This window comes from Pseudomonas muyukensis, assembly GCF_019139535.1.
Taxonomy (GTDB): domain Bacteria; phylum Pseudomonadota; class Gammaproteobacteria; order Pseudomonadales; family Pseudomonadaceae; genus Aquipseudomonas; species Aquipseudomonas muyukensis.
Genome location: NZ_CP077073.1, coordinates 3,736,797 through 3,760,099 on the forward strand (window position 1 = coordinate 3,736,797; position 23,303 = coordinate 3,760,099).

The 23,303-nt window shown below is 66.5% G+C and carries 16 protein-coding genes; 13 read left to right on the top strand and 3 right to left on the bottom strand.

Going from position 1 to position 23,303, the window contains the following annotated elements; all coding sequences use genetic code 11:
• Nucleotides 1-32: 32 nt before the first annotated feature.
• From fapC to KSS95_RS16640, 5 genes are all read left to right on the top strand, one after another.
• On the top strand, nt 33-1,343 hold the full coding sequence (gene fapC / locus KSS95_RS16620) for an amyloid-like fimbrin subunit FapC (protein ID WP_217848160.1): 1,311 nt from the start codon (nt 33-35) through the stop codon (nt 1,341-1,343).
• Between the two features lie 64 nt (nt 1,344-1,407).
• On the top strand, nt 1,408-2,088 hold the full coding sequence (gene fapD / locus KSS95_RS16625) for a fibril amyloid maturation endopeptidase FapD (RefSeq protein ID WP_217848161.1): 681 nt from the start codon (nt 1,408-1,410) through the stop codon (nt 2,086-2,088).
• A gap of 33 nt (nt 2,089-2,121) precedes the next feature.
• Complete coding sequence (gene fapE, locus KSS95_RS16630; RefSeq protein WP_217848162.1) at nt 2,122-2,859, top strand: fibril amyloid subunit FapE; 738 nt, start codon at nt 2,122-2,124, stop codon at nt 2,857-2,859.
• Nucleotides 2,860-2,905: 46 nt separating this feature from the next.
• Nucleotides 2,906-4,177: a fibril amyloid transporter FapF gene (fapF, locus tag KSS95_RS16635; protein ID WP_217848163.1), complete on the top strand. Its 1,272-nt coding sequence runs from the start codon at nt 2,906-2,908 to the stop codon at nt 4,175-4,177.
• A gap of 135 nt (nt 4,178-4,312) precedes the next feature.
• Nucleotides 4,313-6,514 (top strand): LTA synthase family protein, encoded by a 2,202-nt coding sequence (locus tag KSS95_RS16640; RefSeq protein ID WP_217848164.1) that lies wholly within the window; start codon nt 4,313-4,315, stop codon nt 6,512-6,514.
• A gap of 575 nt (nt 6,515-7,089) precedes the next feature.
• On the opposite strand, the gene KSS95_RS16645 is transcribed toward KSS95_RS16640, so the two are convergent.
• On the bottom strand, nt 7,090-7,527 hold the full coding sequence (locus KSS95_RS16645; RefSeq protein WP_217848165.1) for a PACE efflux transporter: 438 nt from the start codon (nt 7,525-7,527) through the stop codon (nt 7,090-7,092).
• 317 nt (nt 7,528-7,844) lie between these two features.
• Here KSS95_RS16645 and wecB point away from each other — a divergent pair, with 317 nt between their 5' ends.
• The 5 genes from wecB (at nt 7,845) to KSS95_RS16670 (ending at nt 16,152) form a co-directional block, all read left to right on the top strand.
• Nucleotides 7,845-8,999, top strand: coding sequence for a non-hydrolyzing UDP-N-acetylglucosamine 2-epimerase (wecB, locus tag KSS95_RS16650; protein WP_217848166.1), 1,155 nt, complete (start codon nt 7,845-7,847; stop codon nt 8,997-8,999).
• Nucleotides 8,996-11,170, top strand: a complete 2,175-nt coding sequence (gene nfrB / locus KSS95_RS16655) for a cyclic di-3',5'-guanylate-activated glycosyltransferase NfrB (protein ID WP_217848167.1) — start codon at nt 8,996-8,998, stop codon at nt 11,168-11,170. Before wecB ends, nfrB begins: the two co-directional genes overlap by 4 nt.
• The gene (locus tag KSS95_RS16660) at nt 11,167-14,169 is read left to right on the top strand and encodes a phage receptor (RefSeq protein WP_217848168.1); all 3,003 of its coding nucleotides are present in this window, start codon (nt 11,167-11,169) and stop codon (nt 14,167-14,169) included. The genes nfrB and KSS95_RS16660 overlap by 4 nt, the downstream gene beginning before the upstream one ends.
• Nucleotides 14,169-15,014: a DUF4434 family protein gene (locus KSS95_RS16665; RefSeq protein WP_217848169.1), complete on the top strand. Its 846-nt coding sequence runs from the start codon at nt 14,169-14,171 to the stop codon at nt 15,012-15,014. Before KSS95_RS16660 ends, KSS95_RS16665 begins: the two co-directional genes overlap by 1 nt.
• 61 nt (nt 15,015-15,075) lie before the next feature.
• Entirely contained in the window at nt 15,076-16,152 is a 1,077-nt protein-coding gene (locus tag KSS95_RS16670) for a GGDEF domain-containing protein (RefSeq protein ID WP_217848170.1), read from the top strand.
• A 19-nt stretch (nt 16,153-16,171) separates the two neighbouring features.
• On the opposite strand, the gene KSS95_RS16675 is transcribed toward KSS95_RS16670, so the two are convergent.
• Together KSS95_RS16675 and KSS95_RS16680 are read right to left on the bottom strand one after the other, a co-directional pair.
• Nucleotides 16,172-17,467, bottom strand: a complete 1,296-nt coding sequence (locus tag KSS95_RS16675; protein ID WP_217848171.1) for an ATP-binding protein — start codon at nt 17,465-17,467, stop codon at nt 16,172-16,174.
• Between the two features lie 6 nt (nt 17,468-17,473).
• A complete protein-coding gene (locus tag KSS95_RS16680; protein WP_217848172.1) occupies nt 17,474-18,175 on the bottom strand; it encodes a response regulator in 702 nt (233 codons plus the stop codon).
• 164 nt (nt 18,176-18,339) lie between these two features.
• Between KSS95_RS16680 and KSS95_RS16685 the strand changes: the two genes are divergently transcribed.
• The 3 genes from KSS95_RS16685 (at nt 18,340) to mobA (ending at nt 23,289) form a co-directional block, all read left to right on the top strand.
• Nucleotides 18,340-19,509, top strand: a complete 1,170-nt coding sequence (locus KSS95_RS16685; protein ID WP_302467660.1) for an efflux RND transporter periplasmic adaptor subunit — start codon at nt 18,340-18,342, stop codon at nt 19,507-19,509.
• Nucleotides 19,510-19,520: 11 nt separating this feature from the next.
• A complete protein-coding gene (locus KSS95_RS16690) occupies nt 19,521-22,652 on the top strand; it encodes a multidrug efflux RND transporter permease subunit (protein WP_217848174.1) in 3,132 nt (1,043 codons plus the stop codon).
• A gap of 61 nt (nt 22,653-22,713) precedes the next feature.
• Nucleotides 22,714-23,289, top strand: a complete 576-nt coding sequence (mobA, locus tag KSS95_RS16695; protein ID WP_217848175.1) for a molybdenum cofactor guanylyltransferase MobA — start codon at nt 22,714-22,716, stop codon at nt 23,287-23,289.
• Nucleotides 23,290-23,303 lie beyond the last annotated feature (14 nt).

Here is a 23,303-nt window from a genome sequence, read left to right on the forward strand (position 1 = left end):
CACTTAACCTAAGAAAAGTACGGAGAATCACCATGAAACCCTCGATGGCACTCAAGCCTCTGGTTTTCGCAATCGCTGCGATCATGGCTGTAGCTGTACAAGCTGGGCAGAACGACCGGCGTGGCAATGACCACCATAATGGCCACCATAACAATGGTCACCACACCCCTCCTCCGACCAAGATCCCTGTGTATGCCACCGCCAATGCCTGGGACAAGCAAAGCAGCACTGGCAACCGCATCCGCAACGAAGGGACTGTCAACGAAGCTGAAATGAGCAGCTCGGCCTCCGGCACCAGCGGCAACGTGGGTGTCAACGTGGCGGCCGGTGCCGGCAACCAGCAGGACAACGCCGCCGCCATCGCCAATGCCGGCGCCGACTCCAGCCTGGACAACAGCTTCGTGTTCGGCTCCGCCTCGGCCACCGCCGATGTGCGCCAATACAGCAACAACAACCGGGTCGACAACTACGGCACCACCAACTCCGGCATCATGAGCGGCTCGGGCAACAACGGCAGCGGCAACATGGGCATCAACGTGGCCGGTGGCGATCTCAACCAGCAGAAAAACACCATGGCCATTGCCAACTCCAATGCGCCACTGGGCAACGCCACCGCCACCGCCTCGGCCGACCAGAACGGCCCAGGCCTGACCGTGAACAACAACGCCGACCGCACCTACCGGGTCGACACCCTGTCGTTCACCACCACCAAGTCCGGCAGCGCCTCGTACAACAAGGACTCGGACTACAGCAAGGACAGCAGCGCCTCGTCGAGCTGGGAAGCGGCCGGTGCCAACAGCTGGAGCGCCAATGGTTCCAACAGCGCCAACGCCAGCGGCTCGCATAACCGTGACTCGAGCTCGTCGGCCAACGGCTCGTTCAACGCCTCGCTGGAAGCTTCGGCAGACGGCAGCGTGACCCGCACCCAGGACTTCGGTCGCCACGAGCGCAGCCGCACCGACTCGTTCGATGCCTCGCTCAACGCCTCGATCGACGCCTCGTATGAGAAGTCGCACGAGAAGTCCTCCAGCTCCTCGTTCGAGAAGGCCTACGACTCTTCGTTCGAGAAAGCCTACGACTCCTCGTACGAGAAGTCGGGCAGCGCGGCCAACGAGTCGTCCAAGTCGGGTTCGAAGAGCTTCAGCGAATCCAGCTCGTATGACCTGAGCAATACCGTGTCGTTCCAGGTCCTGACCCCGACCGGCTGGGCCAACCCTGTGACCAACACCGCCACCCTGAGCGGCTCGGTCAACGGTGGCAGCGGCAACCTCGGTGTCAACGTGGCTGCCGGTGTCGGCAACCAGCAGAGCAACTCGCTGGCCATCTCCAACACCTCGTTCTGAGTGCAATGCCCATGAGGCCCCCTTCGGGGGGCCTTTCTTCGAACAGGACCAGGAGGCACCGAGCATGCGTATGATCGCCCTGGCGTTTGTGCTGTGCATGGCCAGTTACAGCGAGGCGGCGCAAATGCCGCTTTCGGTGTTGCCGGGGGGCGCGGTGATCTACAAGCCTATCCAGAGCATCCGCGAGCGCAAGTTCGCCGACCTGGTGCAACAGAAAACCGACTTCAGTTGCGGCGCCGCGTCGCTGGCAACCATCCTGCGCCAGGCCTACTGGCTGGATGTAAACGAGGAGCAAGTGATCGAAGGCATGCTGGCCCACGCCGACCAGGACCTGGTCCGCGTCCAGGGCTTCTCCATGCTCGACATGAAGCGCTACGTCGAAAGCCTGGGCATGCGCGCGCGCGGCTACCGAGTGGCCGCCGAGACCCTGACCAGCGTGCGCATCCCGGTGGTGGTGCTGATGGACATCCGCGGCTACAAGCATTTCGTGGTCCTGCAGCGCGTAGACAAAGGCTGGGTATACATCGGCGACCCGGTGCTCGGTCACAAGCGCTACAAGGTCGAGGATTTCCTCAAGGGCTGGAACGGCATCATCTTCGCCGTGATCGGCCAGGGCTACGACAAGGCCAACGCCTTGCTCGACCCGCCGTTGCCCCTGAGCGCCAGGGACAGGGTCAACCGCTTCACCCCGGTCAAAGATGCCGAACTGATCGACTTCGGCTTCATCCGCAGCGATTTCTTCTAATGACAATCGAGCACGACGCTCCGGGAGCATCCGATGAAGACCCCAGCCTGGCTCACCCTGATCTGCCTGGCCGCCGCCCTGCCGGTCCAGGCAGAAACGTTCAAGCCCATTGAACTCAAAGACCAGGAGCTGGCGAACCTGCGCGGGCGCTACGTGATGCCCGGGCGCATCGTCAGCTTCGGCATCGTCATGTCCACCACCTGGCAGAACGCCAATGGCGATGTCATTGGCGCGACGTCCTCCATGCAGGTCCAGCAGACCACCATCAAGCCGCAGTTCTACGTCTCGATGATCGACAAGAAGGGCTCCGGCCTGGGCAACGCCGAAGGCCGCGGCACCGTCACCGGCGGCGGCGGCCTGGGCACCAGCGAAGGTGTCACCCAGGTGGTCAGGGCGGCCGGCGACAACAACACCGCCTACAACAACGTCGATATCAACGTGAGCAAGGCCAGCCAGGCGCCGGACACGCCGCAGCAGGGCCAGGTGCTGGCCGCCGGCACCACGTTGGTGGGGGCCAATGGCGCCGGCTCGCTGAGCGTCTCCGCCAGCGGCGGCGGCGTGCAGCTCAATGTGCTGGCCAACAATAACCAGGGCAGCAGCCTGCAGCGCATCGCCCAGGGCGGCTTGCTGCAGAACGCGACGCTGCTTGGCGATGGCAACCGGGTCAGCAACCTCACCTCGCTCAACGTGGTGCTGCGCGACAATATGGCCGCCACTTCGCTGAACGGCAATCTTGACCAGCTCAAAGGGCTTCGCGGCTTCGGATACTGATCTACGCTGACGTTCATCGTATGTTGTCTGAAGGGACGGCTAACCCATGCACCGATCGTTGACGTTCAGCGCTGTAGTCTGTTTGAGTACGCTGGCCCCCGCCACCGCGCTGTATGCAGCCGCGGACCCTACGGTCGAGGCGCTCAAGCAGGAGCTTCGCGAGCTGAAGCAGCGCTACGAAGCCCAGCAGAACGCCCTGATGGTGCTCGAGCAACGCGTGCGCCAGGTCGAGGAGGCCCCCGCGCTGGCGCCGCCCAAGCGCCTGGTGCGCTCGCCCTCGTCGCCGGCCAAGGGCGCCGAAACCGTGGCCACGGCCAATGGCGGCAGCTCCTACGGCCAGTCGCTCAAGGAAGACTCGGAACCTGCGCAAAGCGTTTCCAACCTGTACGACGAGGCCAGTGGGTTCTTCGGCGGCGGCAAGTTCAGCGTCGAGACCGGCCTGACCTATACCCACTACGACACCCGGGCGCTGACCCTCAATGGTTTCCTGGCGCTGGATTCGATTTTCCTCGGCAACATCAACATCGACCGCATCAAGGCCGATAACTGGACGCTGGACCTGACCGCCCGCTACAACATGGACCAACGCTGGCAGTTCGACATAAACGTACCGATTGTCTACCGCGAAACGACCTATTCGTCAGGTGGTGTCAGTGGTTCCGGCACCAACGCCTCGGATGCCTCGGTCACCCGGGATCCCGCCATTGGCGATGTCAACGTGGGGGTCGCCTACAAGTTTCTCGATGAGTCGGAAAACTGGCCGGACGCGGTGGTCACGCTACGGGTCAAAGCCCCCACGGGCAAGGACCCTTATGGCATCAAGCTGATCCAGGACCCCACCAACGACAACCTCGCGGTACCCGAAAGCCTGCCCACCGGCAACGGCGTCTGGGCGATCACCCCAGGGATTTCGCTGGTCAAGACCTTCGACCCCGCCGTGCTGTTCGCCAGCCTGTCCTATACCTACAACGTGCAGGACTCGTTCAGCGATGTCAGCCCCCAGGTGAACAGCAAATTGAAGGGCGATGTCAAGCTGGGGGACTCCTGGCAAATCGGCGGCGGTATCGCCTTCGCCCTGAACGAACGCATGAGCATGTCGTTCTCGGTCACCGACCAGTTCGCCAGCAAGAGCAAGATCAGACCCGACGGCCAGGACTGGCAGTCGATCACCAACAGCGACTACAACGCCGCGAACTTCAACGTCGGCCTGACCTTCGCCGCCACCGACAACCTGACCATCGTGCCCAACCTGTCCATCGGACTGACCGAGGATGCCCCCGACTTCTCGTTCAGCCTGAAATTCCCCTACTACTTCTGAGCCTGCCCCGCGCCGGCCCCGCTTTGCGGGGCCGGCGTTTCGTAACCAGCCTTGTCCTACAGCACCTTCGTACGCCCAGCCTGATATCATCCAGCAGATTTGTGTGACGGTTTGATGGCAAGAAGGAATGCTGCAGTGAGAAATTTGCTTGACCACCCTCGGGCCCGGCTGATCGCCCTGGCCAGCCTGGTGCTGGTCATCCCCCTGTGCGCACGTGCGCTGCTGGGCTGGTCGGACCCGCTCGGTTACCTCTCGGACCTGGCCATCGGCGCCCTGCTGCTGCTCCTGTTGCAGCGCTGCCCGCTGTGGCTGGCGCTGCCGCTGCTGCTGGCCTGGGGCGGGCTGATGATCGCTTCGGCCGAACTGGTCAGCGCCGTGGGCCGCCTGCCCAACCAGGCCGATCTCACCTACCTGTTCGACCCGCAGTTCATGGAAAACTCCACCGGTGGCAGCCTGGCGCAGCCCTGGCTGCCGTGGTTGCTCGGTGGCGCGCTGCTGGCCTGGCTGGCCAGCGCCTGGCGCGCGCGCCAGCAACGCCCCGCCGCCTTGCCGCGCAAGGCCTGGGTGCTGCCGGCGGTGTTGCTGGCCGCCCACTGGGGCAGCCAGCAACTGGCGCCATCGGACGCCGACCAATGGCGCCAGTACAACCTGCCTCACCAGTTGCTGGCCGCCGCCACCGGCACGCTGCAACACCGCGCCCAGGTGCTGGTGGCCGGCGAAACACCGGTGACGCCGCTGCCGATCAACGGCCTGACCCAGGCCGACCTCGATGGCCGCCGCCTGCTCGACGGCCCCGGCGCGGCCCGCAACCTGCTGGTGATCACCGTCGAAGGCATCCCTGGCGCCTATATCCGCAGCAACCGCCAGGCCATCGGCAGCCGCTTCGACGACGAGTTGATGCCCAACCTCAGCCGCTGGGCCGAGCGCGGCATGAACACCCCCGACTACGTGCTGCATACCCACCAGACCATCCGCGGCCTGTACGCGATGCTCTGCGGTGACTACGACAAACTGGCCAACGGCACGCCCAAGGGCGTCGAGCTGCTGACCCAGGACCTGCGCAACCAGTCCTGCCTGCCGGCGCAGCTGCGCCAGGCCGGGTTCGCCACCCACTACCTGCAAGGCGCCGGCCTGCGTTTCATGGCCAAGGACCGGATCATGCCGCACATCGGCTTCGAGGCGGTGCACGGCCTGGAGTGGTTCGCCAACGACAACTACCTGGAGTTCCCCTGGGGCAAGGACGACCGGGCCTTCTTCGAAGGCGCGCTGGATTATGTCGGCGAGCTGCGCAAGCAGCCGCAACCCTGGATGCTGACCCTGCTCACGGTCGGCACCCACCAGCCCTACTCGGCCCCCGAGGCCTACCTGCAACGCCATGCCACCGCCAAGCAGGCCGCCGTGGCCTATCTGGACGACGCCCTGGGCAGCTTCCTCGACAGCCTCGAACGCCAAGGCGTGCTCAAGGACACCCTGGTGGTGGTCACCTCGGACGAATCCCACGGCATCGATGGCGTGCGCCTGGCCTCGGCCTGGGGCTTCAACCTGACCCTGGCCCCGGAACAGGCCCAGTTGCCGCACCTCAAGCGCGGCACCTATGGCCATGTCGACCTGAGCACCTCGCTGCTCGACTACTTCGCCCTGCCGATCCCGGCGGCGCTGGGTGGCCGCTCGTTGTACCGCGACTACGAAACCGGCCGCGAGATGATTTCCTACACCAACGGCGTGCTGCGCTACCACGATGGCCAGGGTACGTTCAGCGAGTGCGACTTCCAGCAACGCTGCCGGCGCTACGCCAGCGAGGGTTTCATTGCCGCGCAGGCCAAGTACCTGGGGCGCGGCGCCGACAGCGTCGGCCCGCAGATCAGCCTGCTGGCCGCGACCCTGGACCAGTCCTTGCTGCAAACGCCGCTCAACCTGCGTTACCAGTTCGGCGGCCCGTCGCCCATTGCCCTGCAGGCCCGCATCCGCGACGACTGGGCCGACAACCTGATCGGCGCGCAGTATCTGGAAATGCCGCAAGGCACCCGCACCAAGGTGCGCTTGAAGGTCCGCGCCCTCGACCCGCGGCATGAGGCCTACATTCAGCTCAAGGCCAAGGAACTGGAGCAGGATGTCCAGCTGGGCCTGCCCGAGCAGATGCGGGTTAGCGCCGACCAGCCGCTGGAAATGGAGTTCGATTTCGACAACCCGACCGTGCGCAAGGCGTTTTCCTTCCACTTGCTGGGTTACGGCGGCGGTGAGGTCGAGGTGAGTGATTTCAGCGTGATCACCGCCGTGCCGGGTGAAGAGGAGTTACCCGAGGATCTGCTCGACGCCCCTATCGCCCACTCGAGCTGAGCGGCCGTTACCGGCGATGCCGGTGTTCGCCGGCAAGCCGGCTCCTACCCTGATTGCGACCTGCCTGGCCCGTAGCCAGCTTGCTGGCGAACCAGGCGCCGCGGTGCTTGGCACCGGCTGTGCCGGTGTTCGCCGGCAATGCCGGCTCCTACCCTGATTGCGACCTGCCTGGCCCGTAGCCAGCTTGCTGGCGAACCAGGCGCCGCGGTGCTTGGCACTCCTACCCTGATTGCGACCTGCCTGGCCCGTAGGAGCCAGCTTGCTGGCGAACCAGGCGCCGCGGTGCTTGGCACCGGCTGCGCCGGTGTTCGCCGGCAATGCCGGCTCCTACCCTGATTGCGACCAGCCTGGCCCGTAGGAGCCAGCCTTGCTGGCGAACCAGGCGCCGCGGTGCTTGGCACCGGCTGCGCCGGTGTTCGCCGGCAAGCCGGCTCCTACCCTGATTGCGACCTGCCTGGCCCGTAGGAGCCAGCCTTGCTGGCGAACCAGGCGCCGCGGTGCTTGGCACCGGCTGCGCCGGTACTCGCCGGCAAGCCGGCTCCTGCAGTGTCACCCAGCCCGCCGCCAACCGGTTCTCAGCAGCCCTTGGCAGCTTCCTGGGCCGACACCGGCACGTCGAATACCTTGTCGAAGCCCCACTGGAAGACAAAGGCGTAGACGAAGAAGAACACGAACAACGCCAGGTTGGTCACCAATGCCGCCCACAGGCTGATGTCCAGCCAGTACGCCACCAGCGGCAGCAGGATCAGCACCAGCCCACCCTCGAAACCCAGCGCATGCAGCAAGCGACGCAAGAAGGTGCGGCTGCGCTTTTGCTGGCGCGCCTCCCAGCGCTCGAACGCCCAGTTGTAGGCCATGTTCCAACTCATGGCGATGCCCGACATCAGGATCGACAGCACCGTCGATTGCGCCATGCCCGCGGCGAACGCCAGTTCCAGCGCCGGCGCCACGCAAGCCACGGCAATCGCCTCGTAGAGAATGGCCTGAACGACTTTGCGCGCCTTGCCTTGCATGTGCTGCTCCCTCAGAAAAGACCGGTCACGTTACTAAAACTGTCCTACAAGTAAAAGTCAGAAATACTTTATTGACTGACCGTTCAATCAAGAAAAACTAGCATAAACGTTTCCGCAAGCTGCATCTCCCTGGTGTCCGGCCCCCTTCCCGCGCCGACACGACCCCGCTTGCATGACGCCTCGCCAGGGTTTTCCCTGCCGCCTTGAGGGTCATCGGGCGCATTGGACAACCCCGCATTCGGCTGCTTGTATCTATCACGTGCGAGCGGCGACACGTCGTACAACTTCGTCCAGGGAATCGAACGAGGAACTCCACGATGGCCTACACCGTGATGATGGTTTTCGGTACCCGCCCGGAAGCGATCAAGATGGCCCCGCTGGCCCGGGTGCTGCGCAACTGGCCCGAGGTCGACCTGCGTATCTGCTCCACCGGCCAGCACCGCGAAATGCTCGAACAGGTGCTCACCGCCTTCGGCCTGACGGTCGACCAGGACCTCAGGGTGATGACCCAGAACCAGACCCTCAACGGCCTGTCCCGCGACCTGCTGGACAAGCTCGACCAGGCCTACGAACAGGCCCGGCCGGACATCGTCCTGGTCCACGGCGACACCACCACCAGCTTCATCGCCTCGCTGGCGGCGTTCCAGCGGCATATTCCCATCGGCCATGTGGAAGCCGGGCTGCGTACCGGCAACTTGCAGCAGCCGTGGCCCGAGGAGGCCAACCGGCGCCTGACCGGGGTGCTCGCCGACCTGCACTTCACCCCCACCCGCGACTCGGACGCCAACCTGATCCGCGAGGGGGTAGCGCCCGAGCACATCGAAGTCACCGGCAACACGGTCATCGACGCCCTGCTGTGGATGCGCGACAAGCTCGAACAGGACAACTGGCGCCCTGCGCCCGACTCCCCGCTGAATGTCCTGCGCGACGACCAGCGCATGGTGCTGATTACCGGCCACCGCAGGGAGAACTTCGGCAGCGGCTTCGAACGCATCTGCGTGGCCCTGGCCGAACTGGCCCTGCGCTACCCGGATGTGCAGTTCCTCTATCCGGTACACCTCAACCCGCAGGTTCAGCACGCGGTGTACAGCGTGCTGTCCGGTCGCGACAACATCCACCTGGTCGCGCCCCAGGACTACCCGCACTTCGTCTGGCTGATGAACCGCGCCCACATCATCCTCACCGACTCCGGCGGCGTGCAGGAAGAGGCGCCCGCGCTGGGCAAGCCGGTACTGGTGCTGCGCAAGGTCACCGAGCGCCCCGCAGTGCTCAAGGGCGGCACGGTCAAGCTGGTTGGCACCCTGACCGAACGTATCGTCCATGAAACCAGCCAGTTGCTCGACGACCCAGCGGCCTATGCGCGCATGGCCCAGGTGTACACGCCGTTCGGCGACGGCCACGCCAGCGAGCGCATCGCCGAACGCCTGAGCCGCTGGTTCGCCGAGCAACCTGCCGCACGGGACGACGCATGAGCCTGGCCTTCATCGATTTCCTCACCTATGTGCTGTTCGGCCTGAAGATCCTGGCCATCGTCCTGGCCACCTTGATGTTCGTGCTCGGCCTGGACGACCTGTTCATCGACCTGTGCTACTGGGGCCGCAAGCTGATCCGGCGCTTTCGCATCTACGACAAGTACGAGAAAGCCGACGAGAAGCGTCTGTTCGAGGTGCCGGAAAAGCCCCTGGCGATCATGGTGCCGGCCTGGAACGAGGTCGGCGTGGTCGGCGAAATGGCGCGCCTGGCGGCCTCGACCATCGACTACGAGAACTACCAGATCTTCGTCGGCACCTACCCCAACGACCCACAGACCCAGGCCGACGTCGATGCCGTGTGCCTGCACTACCCCAACGTGCACAAGGTGGTCTGCGCCCGCCCTGGCCCCACCAGCAAGGCCGACTGCCTGAACAACATCATCGACGCCATCCTGCGCTTCCAGCAGGACGCGCGCATCGAGTTCGCCGGGTTCATCCTGCATGACGCCGAGGACGTGATCTCGCCCATGGAGCTGCGCCTGTACAACTACCTGCTGCCGAACAAGGACATGATCCAGATCCCGGTGTACCCCTATGCCCCGGAATGGAAAGGCTTCACCGCCGGCCACTACGTCGACGAGTTCGCCGAGAACCACGGCAAGGACGTGATCGTGCGCGAGGCCCTCACCGGCCAGGTACCCAGCGCTGGCGTCGGTACCTGCTTCAGCCGTCGGGCGATCAGCGCGCTGCTCGAGGACGGCGACGGTATCGCCTTCGATGTGCAGAGTCTTACCGAAGACTATGACATTGGTTTTCGCCTGAAGCAGAAAGGCATGAAGTGCATCTTCGCCCGCTACTCGATCACCGACCCCGCCCTGGCCCTCAAGCAGGACTGGCGCCCCGGCATGAGCCGCGAGTTCGCCCAGGTGATCTGCGTGCGCGAGCACTTCCCGCGCGACTGGCAACACGCCATCCGGCAGAAGTCGCGGTGGATCGTCGGCATCGTCTTCCAGGGCACCAGCAACCTGGGCTGGAGCCGCAAGGGCGCGCTCAACTATTTCCTCTGGCGTGACCGCCGTGGGCTGTTCGCCTACCTGCTGAGCTTCCTGGTCAACCTGTTGCTGCTGGTGCTGCTGGCCATGTGGCTGGTCACCGTCATTGCCCCCGATTCGTGGCGCTTCATGTCGATCCTCAGCGACAGTCACCTGCTCACCACGCTGCTGTGGCTCAACGGCCTGCTGCTGTTCAATCGCCTGTTCCAGCGTTTCTGGTTCGTCACCCGCTACTACGGCATCTTCGAGGGCCTGCTGTCGGCACCGCGGATGATGTGGAGCAACTTCGTCAACTTCTTCGCCAACCTGCGCGCCCTGCGCCAGGTGATGGAGATGGGCGACTCGCGGCGGGTGGCCTGGGACAAGACCACCCACGAGTTCCCCGCCCTCGCCTCGCCGGCACGCACGCCGCTGGGCCAGCGCCTGGTGGAAAAAGGCCTGATCAGCCAAGCGCAACTGGAACAGGCGATCACCAGCCCGGTACGCCGGCGCCTGGGCCGCGAGCTGCTGTTGCGCGGCTGGATCGACAGCGAGCAGCTGGCCCAGGCCCTGGCCGAACAGCTGGACCTGCCCTGGGCGCCGCTCAACCCGTTCAAGATCGCCCCAGCGCTGATCGCCAAGCTGCCGCGCAAGCTGGCCACCCACTACGGCGTGCTGCCGGTGGAGGAAGACGGCCAGACCCTGGTGCTGGCCAGCGAAAGCCCGGTCAGCCAGGTGTCCCTGGGCGTCATCAGCCGCCAGCTCAAGCGCCCGGTGCGCGCCCGCCTGGCCCCCCAGGGCCGGGTCACCCTGGGCCTGCGCCACCACTACCCCAGCCCCTGGCAAAAACCGGAAACCCGCGAAATGCTCGCGGTGCTGGAGCGTCACCAGGACGACGCCGCGCTGCTGGAAAAGGTCAGCAGCCACCAGGTGATGCTTGGTGCCCTGCTGCAAGTGCGCGGCATGGTGCCGGTCACCCTGTTCAACCAGGCGCTGATCGACTTCAACCCCGAGCAGCAGAGCCTGGGCGAGCACCTGATCGCCCGCGGCATCATTACCGAAGCCGTGCTGCAACAGGCCCTCGCCGAACAGGCCAGCGAACAGCAGGCGGCCTACGAACTGACCCGGGAGGTGGCATGAAGCCGCGTATTTCCCTGGCGCTGGCCAGCCTCTTGCTGTGTTCCTCCACCCTGGCCGCGCCAACCGCGCCGATGACCGACTTCCAGCGTTTCACCAGCTTTCCGTTCATGGAGCGTGGTTACCGCGAGGCGCAGAAGGACAATTGGGCCGAGGTCGAGCGCCTGACCCGCCATGTGTTGGGGCGCGTGCCCAACAACAACGAGGCCCGCGCGCTGCTGGCCCAGGCCCTGGCCCATCAGCGCCGCTACCAGGAGGCCGAGGCGATCGCCGAGGACCTGGACGACAACCCCGAGCACGCCGATGCCCTGCTCGAGCTGCGCCTGACCTGGATCGAGCAGGATCCGCCCTCGTCCAGCCAGGTGCAAGCCTGGTTGGCCAAGAGCGAAGGCCAGCAGCGCGTACGCCTGTGGCAGGCCTACAGCGTCAGCCTGGCCAAGTTCGGTGGCGCGGCCAAAGCCCTGGAATGGCTCAACCACTTGCCGCCCGGCGACAACGGCATGGTCCTGCGCCTGACCCGGGCCAATTTCGCCGAGCAATTGCGCAACTGGGGCGCGACCATCGACCAGCTGCAGCCACTGGCGGACCAGGGCGAACTGCCGCCGCAGGACTGGCAGCGCCTGGCCAATGCCTATATCCAGCAGGTCGACGAGCGCAACCTGAACCAGCTGCTGGCCAGCGCGCCGTCCCAGGCGGTGGCCACCCGCACCCGCCTGGCCATGGCCGAGCGCGCCATCGCCATGGGCCATAACCAGCAGGCCGAGCGTTGGTTGCACAGCGTGCCGGAGGACCAGTTGCAACAGCCCGAACAGCGCCAGCAGCTGTGGGAGCTGGCCCGCGAAGGCGACGACGCGCCGCGGGTACGGCGCCTGAGCAATGAACTGCAACGTCCCTGCCTGGAGACCGTCGACTGGCTGTCGCACAAGGACCTGACCCTGGCCCGCGAACAGCTCAAGCAGTGCCAGGCCAGCGACAACCCAAGGTCCTACGCGATCCTCAAGCAGCGCCTGTACGGTGATCCGCCCCAGCCACCGCAACCGCGCACGCCGGAGCAATGGCAACAGCGCTACCGCCAGACCGGTGACCTGGCCGCCCTGGAGCAAGCCACCTTCCTGCTGCTCGAGCAAGGCCAGGCCGAGCGTGCCCGGCAATGGCTCGAACAGGCCTACGACCGCCGCCAGGGGCGCCTGACGCCCTCGCTGTTGCAGCGCCTGGGCAACCTGTACGCGCGCAGCGACGGCCCATTGGATCGCCAGCGCATACTGGCCCTGATCCCGCGGGTCGATGCCGGCACCCGCGGCCAGTTGCTGGGGCGCCTGGCCGAGGCCGGGCAGTGTGACGCCGTGCGCCAGGCTGTGCCGGCCAGCCCCAGCGAAGCAGGCCAGTACCGGGCCCTGGGCCGTTGCGCCATGCCCGCCCAGCCGGGCGAAGCGGTGGTCTACTATCAGCGCGCCGAGCGCCTGGGCGACCCCAGCAGCCGGCTGCCCCTGGCCTATGCCTTGGAGGCCTCGGGCGACGCCGAGGCAGCGCTGCCAATCTGGAACAGCCTGCCCGCCAGCGCCTGGAACGACAACGCACGGCTGACCGCCGCCCGCGGCGCCCTGAATGCCGGCGACGGCGCCGCCGCTCGCCGCCATTGGGACGCGGCGGCGCACCAGAGCGCCGACGACTGGGCGCTGGGCGCGGCCATCGCGCAAAGTCTGGGCGACACCCAGCAGGCCCTGGCCTTGCAGCGCGAAGCGTTGCGCCACGGCCCGCGCGCCGATCACTACTACGCCGCCGCCGGCACCGCCCAGCAGGCCGGCGACAGCGCCCAGAGCAGCGCCTGGCTGGCCGAGGCCGTGCGCCTGGCGCCCGAGCAGCCACGCTACCGCGCCGACTACGGCATGCGCCTGGCCGGCGCCGAGGACCAGGCCCTGCGCCGCCAGTCGATCCCCTACCTGCAACGCGCCAGCGGCGACTTCCCCGAGGACTACCGCCTGGGCGAGACCCTGGCCCTGCGCTACGACGAAGCCGAGGACAGCGCCGCCGCCCGCGCCGAGTTGCGCCGGGTACTGGACGTGGAACAGAACCTGGTCGACGGCGGCGACGAGTACGGCAGCCTCGACGCCCGCAAGTATCGCCAGCGCCGCGCCCATGAAACCCTGTCGCGGCGCGACACCATCACCCTGGCCAGCACCTGGTCGCCGGCCGGCACTTCGACCAACGACAAGTTCCTCGACACCGGCGAGCGCAGCGGCACGTCGCGCAAGGCCCGTTCGCAGAACGTCCAGCTGGCCATGTGGGACCACGCCCTGGGCGAGCAACCGAGCCGCAACGGCAGTACCCTGTCGGTGTATGGCCGGGTGCTGTTCGGCGGCCAGAGCCGCACCGACTACGCGCAGAGCATGGGTACCGGCGTGGGCCTGCGCTACAAGCCGCTGGGCCAGGCCAACCTCAACCTGTACGCCGAGCTGTACCACCAGCGCCAGATCGACAGCGAGCACTACAACGGCCTGAGCCTGGGCGAGTTGCTCAGCCCGGCCAAGGTCGGCGGCAACTGGGGCGACCTGCGTCACCACGCCGAGTCGAGCAACGACCTGCTGCTGCGGGCCACCGCCTCGTTCCTCGACCAGGGCAAGTACCGCAACGACTGGCGTGTCGACGAGGATGACTGGGACGAGCGCTTCCTCTACCTCGATGCCGCCTGGTGGACCCGCGCCGGCGACCATGCCTGGCTGTCGCGTTTCCAGCAGGGCCATGCCTGGAAGCTGCCCGGCAACTCGCCGCAAAGCATCATGCCCTACGGCTTCATCGAGTTCGCCAGCCAGGACCCAAGCAACGACTGGCGCCAGGATGCCCGCGCCGGGGTGGGGGTGCGCTGGCAATGGTGGTTCGACGACGACCGCTACAACGCCTACCGCGGCTCGCTGAAAGTACGCGCCGAATACCAGCAGGCGCTGGGCGGCAACCTCTACGTGCGCGCCAATGGCGTGCTGGTGGGTGTGGAGATGAACTTCTGATGCGCACCTTACTGGCTATCTGCCTGATTGCCCTGTGCCTGCCTGCCCAGGCCGACCAGCGCCTGTTCTACCAGCCGCTGAATCGCGATGCGAACGTCACCCCCGCGCAATGGCAACAACTGTGGCGCGCCACCGTGGCCCAGGGCGGCAAGACCCTGATCGTGCAATGGAGCGCCTATGGCGACAGCGACTTCGGCGGCGCCCAGGGCTGGCTGGCCAGCAGCCTGCGCCAGGCCCGGGAACAGGGCCTGGAGCTGGTGCTGGGCCTGTACATGGACCCGGCCTACTACCAGCGCCTCGAAGAACTCGACGGCGAGGGCCTGAACAGCTACTTCAAGGCCCAGTTGGGGCGCTCCCTCACCCAGTACCAGCAGCTCAAGGCCGACTGGGCACTGCCGGTGTCCGGCTGGTACCTGCCGCTGGAGCTGGACGACCTGCACTTTCGCGACCCGGCCCGGCGCGATGCGCTGTACCGCCAGTTGCAGGCATTCAACCGGCAACTGGACAAGCCCCTGCACCTGAGCAGCTTCAGCGCCGGGCAGCTGTCGCCGCGGGTCAATGGCGCCTGGCTGGCGCAGTTGGCCAGCCTGGGCCTGACTGTCTGGTGGCAGGACGGCGCCGGCACCGCTCGCCTGGCGCCGGTGGTGCGGCAAAGCTATGAACAGGCCTTGCCCTGCCAGGTGGGGATCGTGCGCGAAGCGTTCCGCCAGGTCAGCCAGGCCGGCCAAGCGTTCCGTGCCGAGCCTGCCGAACCGGCGCTGGGCGGTGGTTGTCATGCCGAGGCGGTGTTCGCCTTGCGCTACCGGCCCTGGGCCAAGGCTGTACTGAAACTGGACGCGTTGTAGGAGCGGCCAGACAGCCCTGGAAGACACGACAGACCACCTTTTCAAGGCCGCCACCCTGCCCATGTACAAGACCCTCGAAGCCCACATTCGCAAGCAGGTCGCCCCCGCCGCCCTGCGCGCCGAGTTTCGCCAGCACGAATTCGAGGCCATGCGCCGCTTCTGCCTGCTGATCTTCTGTGTCGGTATCGCCATCTGGCTGATCTTCGACCTGATCGTCAGCTACCTGGGCAGCCAGGACTTCACCTGGCGTTCGGGCCTGTTCATCGCCCTGCTCTGCTGCCTCACCGTGGTCCTGGGGTTCACCCGCAAGAGCCATCACTTCGATGTGCTCAACCTGTTGTTCGTGACCGTCATCACCCTGGCCATGCGCCTGGTGATCGAAGGCGTGCCGATCACCCTGCGGCCGCTGTGGCTGATGCTCGGCGTCTCCACCGTGCTGTACACGGTGTCGGTGCTGCCAGTACGGCGCTGGTCGTTCTTCTGCACCATGGCCATTACCTGGGCACTGCTCACGCCGTTCTACCATACCGGCCTGCAGGTGCTGGAGCTCGAAGGCGCCATGCTGCTCAGCTATGCGCTGTGCCTGAGCGGCCTGGTCAGCTACAGCTACCTGCGCATCCGTCAGGCCAAGCTGCACAATTTCTACCTGACCAAGGTGCTGCTGGAGCAAGCCTACATCGACACCCTGACCGAAATCCCCAACCGCCGCTCGTTCATGGCCAAGGCCGAGCGCGAGCTGCAACTGGGCGGGCCGGGGCAATACCTGGCAATGATCGACATCGACAATTTCAAGCAGGTCAACGACCGCTTCGGGCATGACGTCGGCGATGAAGTGCTCAAGCGCGTGGCGGCGCATATCAAGGGGGCGGTGAGCGGGTATGTGTTTGCCCGCCTGGGCGGCGAGGAGTTCGCGGTGTTCTACCAGGGGCTGGATGAGCCTGCGGCCCAGCAGCAGGTCGCGGCGTTGTGCCAGCGAGTGCGCGAGGACTACAGCGCGCACCCGGTGACGATCAGCATCGGCCTGGCCCGGGTCGACTGTGGCGATACCCTGAGCGTGGCGCTGGTGCGGGCCGACCAGGCGTTGTACGAGGCCAAGCGCACTGGCAAGGATCGCTTCGTGACCTGGTCGGCACGATGAAACCGCCCCAAGCGCTACGTCAACCCGCAGGCAACCGAATCCTGAACTGCGCCCCGCCCAGCGCCGACTGCGCCACCGTCAGCGTGCCGCCCTGCCCCTCGATGGCCCGCCGGCTGATCGCCAGGCCCAAGCCGAACCCCCCGGTATTGCGATCGCGGCTGCGATCGAGCCGGTAGAACGGCTGGAAGATCCGTTCGCGCTCCTCGGGCGGGATGCCGATGCCATCGTCCTCTACCGTCAACAGGCAGGCCCCGTCTTCCAGGCGCAGGCGCAGCAACAGGCTCTCGTCGCAATAGCGCATGGCATTGCGCACCAGGTTCTGCACCGCCCGGGCGGTCAGCCGCGGGTCGAGCACGAAGCGCGGCAACTCGGACTCGCAGCGCACTTCCCACTGGATGCCGCGGCTGTCGAGTTCCTCGGCGAAACCGCCGAGCACGCTGTCGACCAGCTCCAGCAACGACACCTCGACCCGCTCGCGGGCCTGCTCGGCGTTCTCCAGGCGGCTGTACGACAGCAACTCCAGCACCAGCTCGTCGAGCTCGCGCACATGCCCCACCAGCTCCAACAGGCGCTTGCGGCTGGCCGGCGGCACCTCGTCGTACAGCAGCACCAGGCCGAAATCCAGCCGGGTCAGCGGCGTGCGCAGCTCGTGGGACACCGCGTTGAGCAGCTCACGCTGGTGGTTGACGTGACGCTCCAGGTCACCGGCCATGGTGTCGAACACCCCCGCCAGCTCACCGATGTTCGAACGCGGCGGAATCTGCGTACGCTCGCTCATGGCGCCCTGGCCCAGGCGCCGGGCGGTTTCCTTGAGCCGCTCCAGGTCGCGCCAGTGCGGCCAAACCCACAGCAGCAGGCAGCCGAGCATGGCCGCGCCGATCAGCACCGTCACGCCCCAGGACAGCAGGTTGATGTCCAGCGGATCGTCCGGTGAGTGCAGGCGCACCAGCCATTGCGGGTCCAGCGGCGCCAGCGCCGTTTCGTAGTAGCCCCAATCGGCCAGGCGCACCACGTACAGGCCCTGCGCCAGGCGCGCCTGTTCCGCCGGCGCGAGGCCGGCCTGGTCGATGCGCTGCAAGGTCACTTCCAGCGGGCTGAACGCCGCGGCCAGGTCTTTTTCCAGCGCCGGCCACTGCGCCTGCGGGGTCTGCTGGAACTGGCGCACGATCAGGGTCTGCACGCCCTTGGCCTGATCCAGGTTGTAGGCCATGAAGCGCTCATGGAACAAGCCGACGATGGCATCGGGGATCAGCAGCAAGGCACCGGCATAGGCGACGATGATCACCAGGTACAGGCGCACCAGGATTTTCAGCATGTTGGCTCAGCACTCCCACTCGACGCGGCTGAACAGGTAGCCCTTGCCCCACACGGTCTTGATCTTGCGCGCCTCGCCGGCGCTGTCGTCGAAACGCCGGCGCAGCTTGGATATCGCCACGTCCACCGAGCGGTCGGTGCCGTTGAACTCGATACCGCGCAGTTGCTGGAGGATCCGGTCGCGGCTCATCACCTCGCCGGCATTGCGCGCCAGCACCACCAGCAGGTTGTACTCGCCGCTGGACAGCTCCACCTCCTCGCCGCGCCAGCTGACGTTGCGCTCGGCCAGGTCGATGCGCAGGCCGCCAATCTGGATCAGGTCGCTGTCCAGGCGCGGCTCGTTGACACTGCTGCGGCGCAGCAAGGTGCGCACCCGCGCCAGCAACACCCGCGGCTCGCAGGGCTTGGTGACATAGTCGTCGGCGCCCATTTCCAGCCCCAGCACCTGGTCGTGGCTGTCGTCGCGGGCCGTCAGCATGAGGATCGGCAGGCCCTGGGACTCCTGGCGCAGCAGGCGGCACACCTGCAAGCCATCGAGGCCCGGAAGCATCAGGTCGAGGATCACCAGGTCCGGCTTGTACCGGTGAAAGTCCTCCAGCACATGGTCGCCCCGGGCGATCACCCGGACATGGAAATCGTTGCGTTGCAGGTAGCTGGCAATCAGCTCGGACAGGGCGCTGTCGTCTTCGACCAGGAGGATGTTCGGCATAAGTGGATTTGAACCAGGAGTGAAGTCAGGCAGGATATAGAATCCTGCGCCAGGCACCGTCGCTTGTTCACACTTTTTCACATACACCCTACACAGCTTAACAGCACCCACGCGAACGGCTGCCTTAGCATACGCTCGATCAATTCCGGAAGATCCGTATGTCCATTCCCTGCACCCTGCGCCTGCGCCCTCTGGCGCTGCTGGCGCTGATGACCCTTGCCCTGGCCGGCTGCAATGACGCCGCCGACCAGGAAGAACAAGCCCCCACCCCACAGGTTCGGGTCGAAACCCTGGCCGTCCAGCCGCTGGCCATCAGCACCGAGCTCAGCGGCCGCATCCTCGCCCCGCGTACCGCCGAAGTGCGCGCCCGGGTCGCCGGCGTGGTGCTCAAGCGCGTCTACCGCGAAGGCAGCGACGTGAAACAGGGCGATGTGCTGTTCCTCATCGACCCGGCGCCGTTCAAGGCCGACTTCGACAGCGCCCGGGCCACCCTGGCCAAGGCCGAGGCCACCCTGTACCAGGCCCGCCTGCAGGAACAGCGCTATCGCGAGCTGGTCGACGACAAGGCGGTCAGCCGCCAGGAGTACGACAATTCCCGTGCCGCCTTCCTCCAGGCCGATGCCGCCGTCGCCGAGGCCAAGGCCGCGCTGGAGCGCGCGCGCCTGAACCTGGGCTACGCCACGGTCACCGCACCGATCGCCGGGCGCGTCGGCCGCGCCCTGGTGACCGAAGGCGCGCTGGTCGGCCAGAACGAGACCACGCCGCTGGCGACCATCCAGCAACTGAACCCGATCCACGCCGACGTCACCCAGTCGACCCGCGAGCTCAACGCCCTGCGCCGTTCGTTGCGCGCAGGCGAGCTGCAACGGGTCGGCCAGGACCAGGTCAAGGCCACCTTGATCCAGGATGACGGCAGTGCCTACCCGCTGGCCGGCAAGCTGCTGTTCTCCGACATCAGCGTCGACCCGAGCACCAACCAGATCACCCTGCGCAGCGAGTTCCCCAACCCCGACCTCGACCTGCTGCCGGGCAGCTACGTGCGCGTGCGCCTGGAGCAGGCCGTGCAGCCCAAGGGCATCAGCGTGCCGCAGCGCGCCATCCTGCGCGACAGCGCCGGCGTGCCCAAGGTGCTGGTGGTCGACCAGCAGGACCGTATCAGCGAACGCCAGGTGACCCTGGGCAGCGCCCAGGGCGACCGCTGGATCGTCAGCGAGGGCCTGGGCGCCGGCGAGCGCGTCGTGGTCGAGGGCCTGCAACACGTCAAGGCCGGCGACCAGGTGCAGGTCGACGAACAACCGGGCGCCAGCGCTGTCGCCCAGCACACCGGCCAGTGAGGGCCTGATCCATGCCGCAGTTCTTCATCGACCGCCCGGTATTCGCCTGGGTGGTCGCCTTGTTCATCCTCCTGGTCGGCAGCCTGGCCCTGCCCCAGCTGCCGGTGGCCCAGTACCCCGACGTGGCGCCGCCGCAGGTGGAAATCTACGCCGTGTACCCGGGCGCCTCGGCGGCGACCATGGACGAGAGCGTGGTCAGCATCATCGAGCAGGAGCTCAATGGCGCCGACAACCTGCTGTACTTCGAGTCGCAGAGCAGCCTGGGCAGCGCCACCATCACCGCCAGCTTCCAGCCGGGCACCAACCCCGACCTGGCCCAGGTGGACGTGCAGAACCGCCTGAAAGTGATCGAGTCGCGCCTGCCGCGGCCGGTAACCCAGCAGGGCCTGCAAGTGGAGAAGGTGTCCACCGGTTTCCTGTTGCTGGCCACCCTTACCGCCGAGGACGGCAGCCTCGACGAGATCGCCCTGTCCGATATCCTCGCGCGCAACGTGATGAACGAGATCCGCCGTATCAAGGGCGTCGGCAAGGCGCAGCTGTATGGCTCGGAACGGGCCATGCGGATCTGGATCGACCCGGCCAAGCTGGTCGGTTTCAAGCTGACGCCCAACGACGTGGCCGAGGCCATCGCCGCGCAGAACGCCCAGGTGGCCCCAGGCAGCATCGGCGACCTGCCGGCCCGGCCAACCCAGGAGATCACCGCCAACGTGGTGGTCAAAGGCCAGCTGAGCACGCCGGAGGAATTCGCCGCCATCGTGCTGCGCGCCAACACCGACGGCTCCACGGTCACCGTCGGCGATGTCGCCCGGGTCGAGATCGGCGCCCAGGAATACCAGTACGGCACCCGCCTCAACGGCAAGGCCACCAGCGCCTTCAGCGTCAAGCTGTCGCCGGGGGCCAACGCCATGGAAACCGCGAGCCTGGTCAAGGCCAAGCTCGACGAGCTGTCGCGCTACTTCCCAGCCGGGGTCAAGTACGACATCCCCTATGACACCTCGCCCTTCGTCAAGGTCTCGATCCAGCAAGTGATCAGCACCCTGTTCGAGGCCATGGTGCTGGTGTTCGCGGTGATGTTCCTGTTCCTGCAGAACCTGCGCTACACGCTGATCCCCACCCTGGTGGTGCCAGTGGCGCTGATGGGCACCTTCGCGGTGATGAACGCGCTGGGCTTCTCGGTCAACGTGCTGACCTTGTTCGGCATGGTGCTGGCCATCGGCATCCTGGTGGACGACGCCATCGTCGTGGTGGAAAACGTCGAACGGATCATGGCCGAGGAAGGCCTGGCGCCCAAGCAAGCCACGCGCAAGGCCATGGGCCAGATCAGCGGCGCCATCATCGGCATTACCCTGGTGCTGGTGGCGGTGTTCCTGCCGATGGCCTTCATGCAGGGCTCGGTGGGGGTGATCTACCAGCAGTTCTCGGTGTCGATGGCCGTGTCGATCCTGTTCTCGGCGTTCCTTGCCCTGAGCCTGACCCCGGCGCTGTGCGCCACCCTGCTCAAGCCGCTGGCCAAGGGCGAGCACCATGAGCGCAGGGGCTTCTTCGGCTGGTTCAACCGCCGCTTCGAACGCATGAGCGACGGCTATCAGCGCTGGGTCAGCCACGCCCTGCTGCGCAGCGGCCGCTACCTGCTGGTGTATGCCGCGTTGCTGGTGGCGCTGGGCTATGGCTTCAGCCAACTGCCGACCGCCTTCCTGCCCACCGAGGACCAGGGCTACACCATCACCGACATCCAGCTGCCGCCAGGGGCCAGCCAGGCCCGCACCATCGCGGTGGCCAAGCAGATCGAGGCGCACAACGCCGAAGAACCGGGCGTGGCCAACACCACGCTGATCCTCGGCTTCAGCTTCTCGGGCAGCGGGCAGAACGCGGCGCTGGCCTTCACCACGCTCAAGGACTGGTCGGTGCGTGGCAGCGCCGACGATCACGCCCAGTCGATCGCCGAGCGGGCGACCATCGCCTTCACCCAGCTCAAGGATGCCGTCGCCTACGCGGTGCTGCCACCGCCGGTGGATGGCCTGGGCGAGTCGACTGGTTTCGAGTTCCGTCTGCAGGACCGTGGCGGCATGGGCCACCGCGAGCTGATGCAGGCCCGCGACCAGCTGCTGGACGAGGCGCGCAAGAGCAAGGTGCTGGTCAACGTGCGCGAAGCCTCGCTGGCCGAAAGCCCGCAGGTGGAGCTGGAGGTGGACCGCCGCCAGGCCAATGCCCTGGGCGTGTCGTTCGCCGATATCGGCGCGGTGCTCGACACGGCGGTGGGTTCCAACTACGTCAACGACTTCCCCAACCAGGGCCGCATGCAGCGGGTGGTGGTGCAAGCCGAAGGCGACCAGCGCAGCCAGGTCGAGGACCTGCTGAAGATCCACGTGCGCAACAACGCCGGCAAGATGGTCCCGCTGGGCGCCTTCGTGCGTGCCCACTGGCAGACCGGCCCGGTGCAGCTGACCCGCTACAACGGCTACCCGGCGGTGTCGATCTCCGGCGAGCCGGCGCCTGGCTTCAGCTCGGGCGAGGCCATGGCCGAGGTCGAGCGCCTGGTGGCGCAGCTGCCGGCAGGTTCCGGCCTGGAATGGACCGGCCTGTCGCTGCAGGAACGGCTGTCCGGCAGCCAGGCGCCGTTGCTGATGGCACTGTCGCTGCTGGTGGTGTTCCTGTGCCTGGCGGCGCTGTATGAAAGCTGGTCGATTCCCACCGCGGTACTGCTGGTGGTGCCGCTGGGAGTGCTCGGCGCGGTGGTCGCGGTAACCCTGCGCGGGCTGCCCAACGACGTATTCTTCAAGGTCGGCCTGATCACCCTGATCGGCCTTTCGGCGAAGAACGCCATCCTGATCATCGAGTTCGCCAAGGACCTGGTGGACCAGGGCCACGATGCCGTGGACGCGGCGATCAAGGCGGCGCGCCTGCGCTTGCGGCCGATCGTGATGACCTCGCTGGCGTTCATCCTCGGCGTGGTGCCCCTGGCCATCGCCAGCGGTGCCAGCTCGGCCAGCCAGCAGGCGATCGGTACCGGGGTGATCGGCGGCATGCTCAGCGCCACCTTCGCCGTGGTGTTCGTGCCGGTGTTCTTCGTCGTGGTGATGCGCCTGGCCGGGCGTGGTAAAGCCAAGGCCAAGGGCGGCGCGGTGGCCAGCGGCGAAGCCTGACTGGACAAGCCCGGCGTTAAATGGGAGGGTTCCCGGCATTGATTGCCTGGAACCCTTTTTCATGCCCGCCACCCTCCCCCCTTGCTCCATCCTCATCCTTGCTGGCGGCCGCGGCCTGCGCATGGGCGGCCGCGACAAGGGCCTGCTGGCCTGGCGCGGCGAGCCGCTGGTGGCGCATGTGCACCGTACGGTGCGTGGGCTGAGCGACGATGTGGTGGTCTCGTGCAACCGCAACCAGGCCGACTATGGCCGCTACGCCGACCAGCTCGTGGCCGATGCCGAGGGCGACTTCCCGGGGCCGTTGGCCGGTGTCATCGCCGGGCTCAAGGTGGCCCGCCACCCCTGGGTGGTGGTGCTGGCCTGCGATGCGCCGCGCATCGACCCGGCATTGATCGAAGACCTCCTGGCGCTGGCGCAGGCCCACGACAGCCCGGCCATGGTGCGCCAGGCTGGGTACTGGCAGCCGATGTTCAGTGTACTGCCGCGGCGGTTGTTGCCACTGCTGGAGCAGGCCTGGCAGACGGGCGAGCGGAGTTTGCAGAAGGCGTTGTTGCAGGGCCGCGTGCAGGGCCTGGAATGTGCTGAAGATGACCTGCGACTGAGCAATTTCAATAGCCCGGAGTGGTTGCAGGATTAACCTGGCCCTTGGTA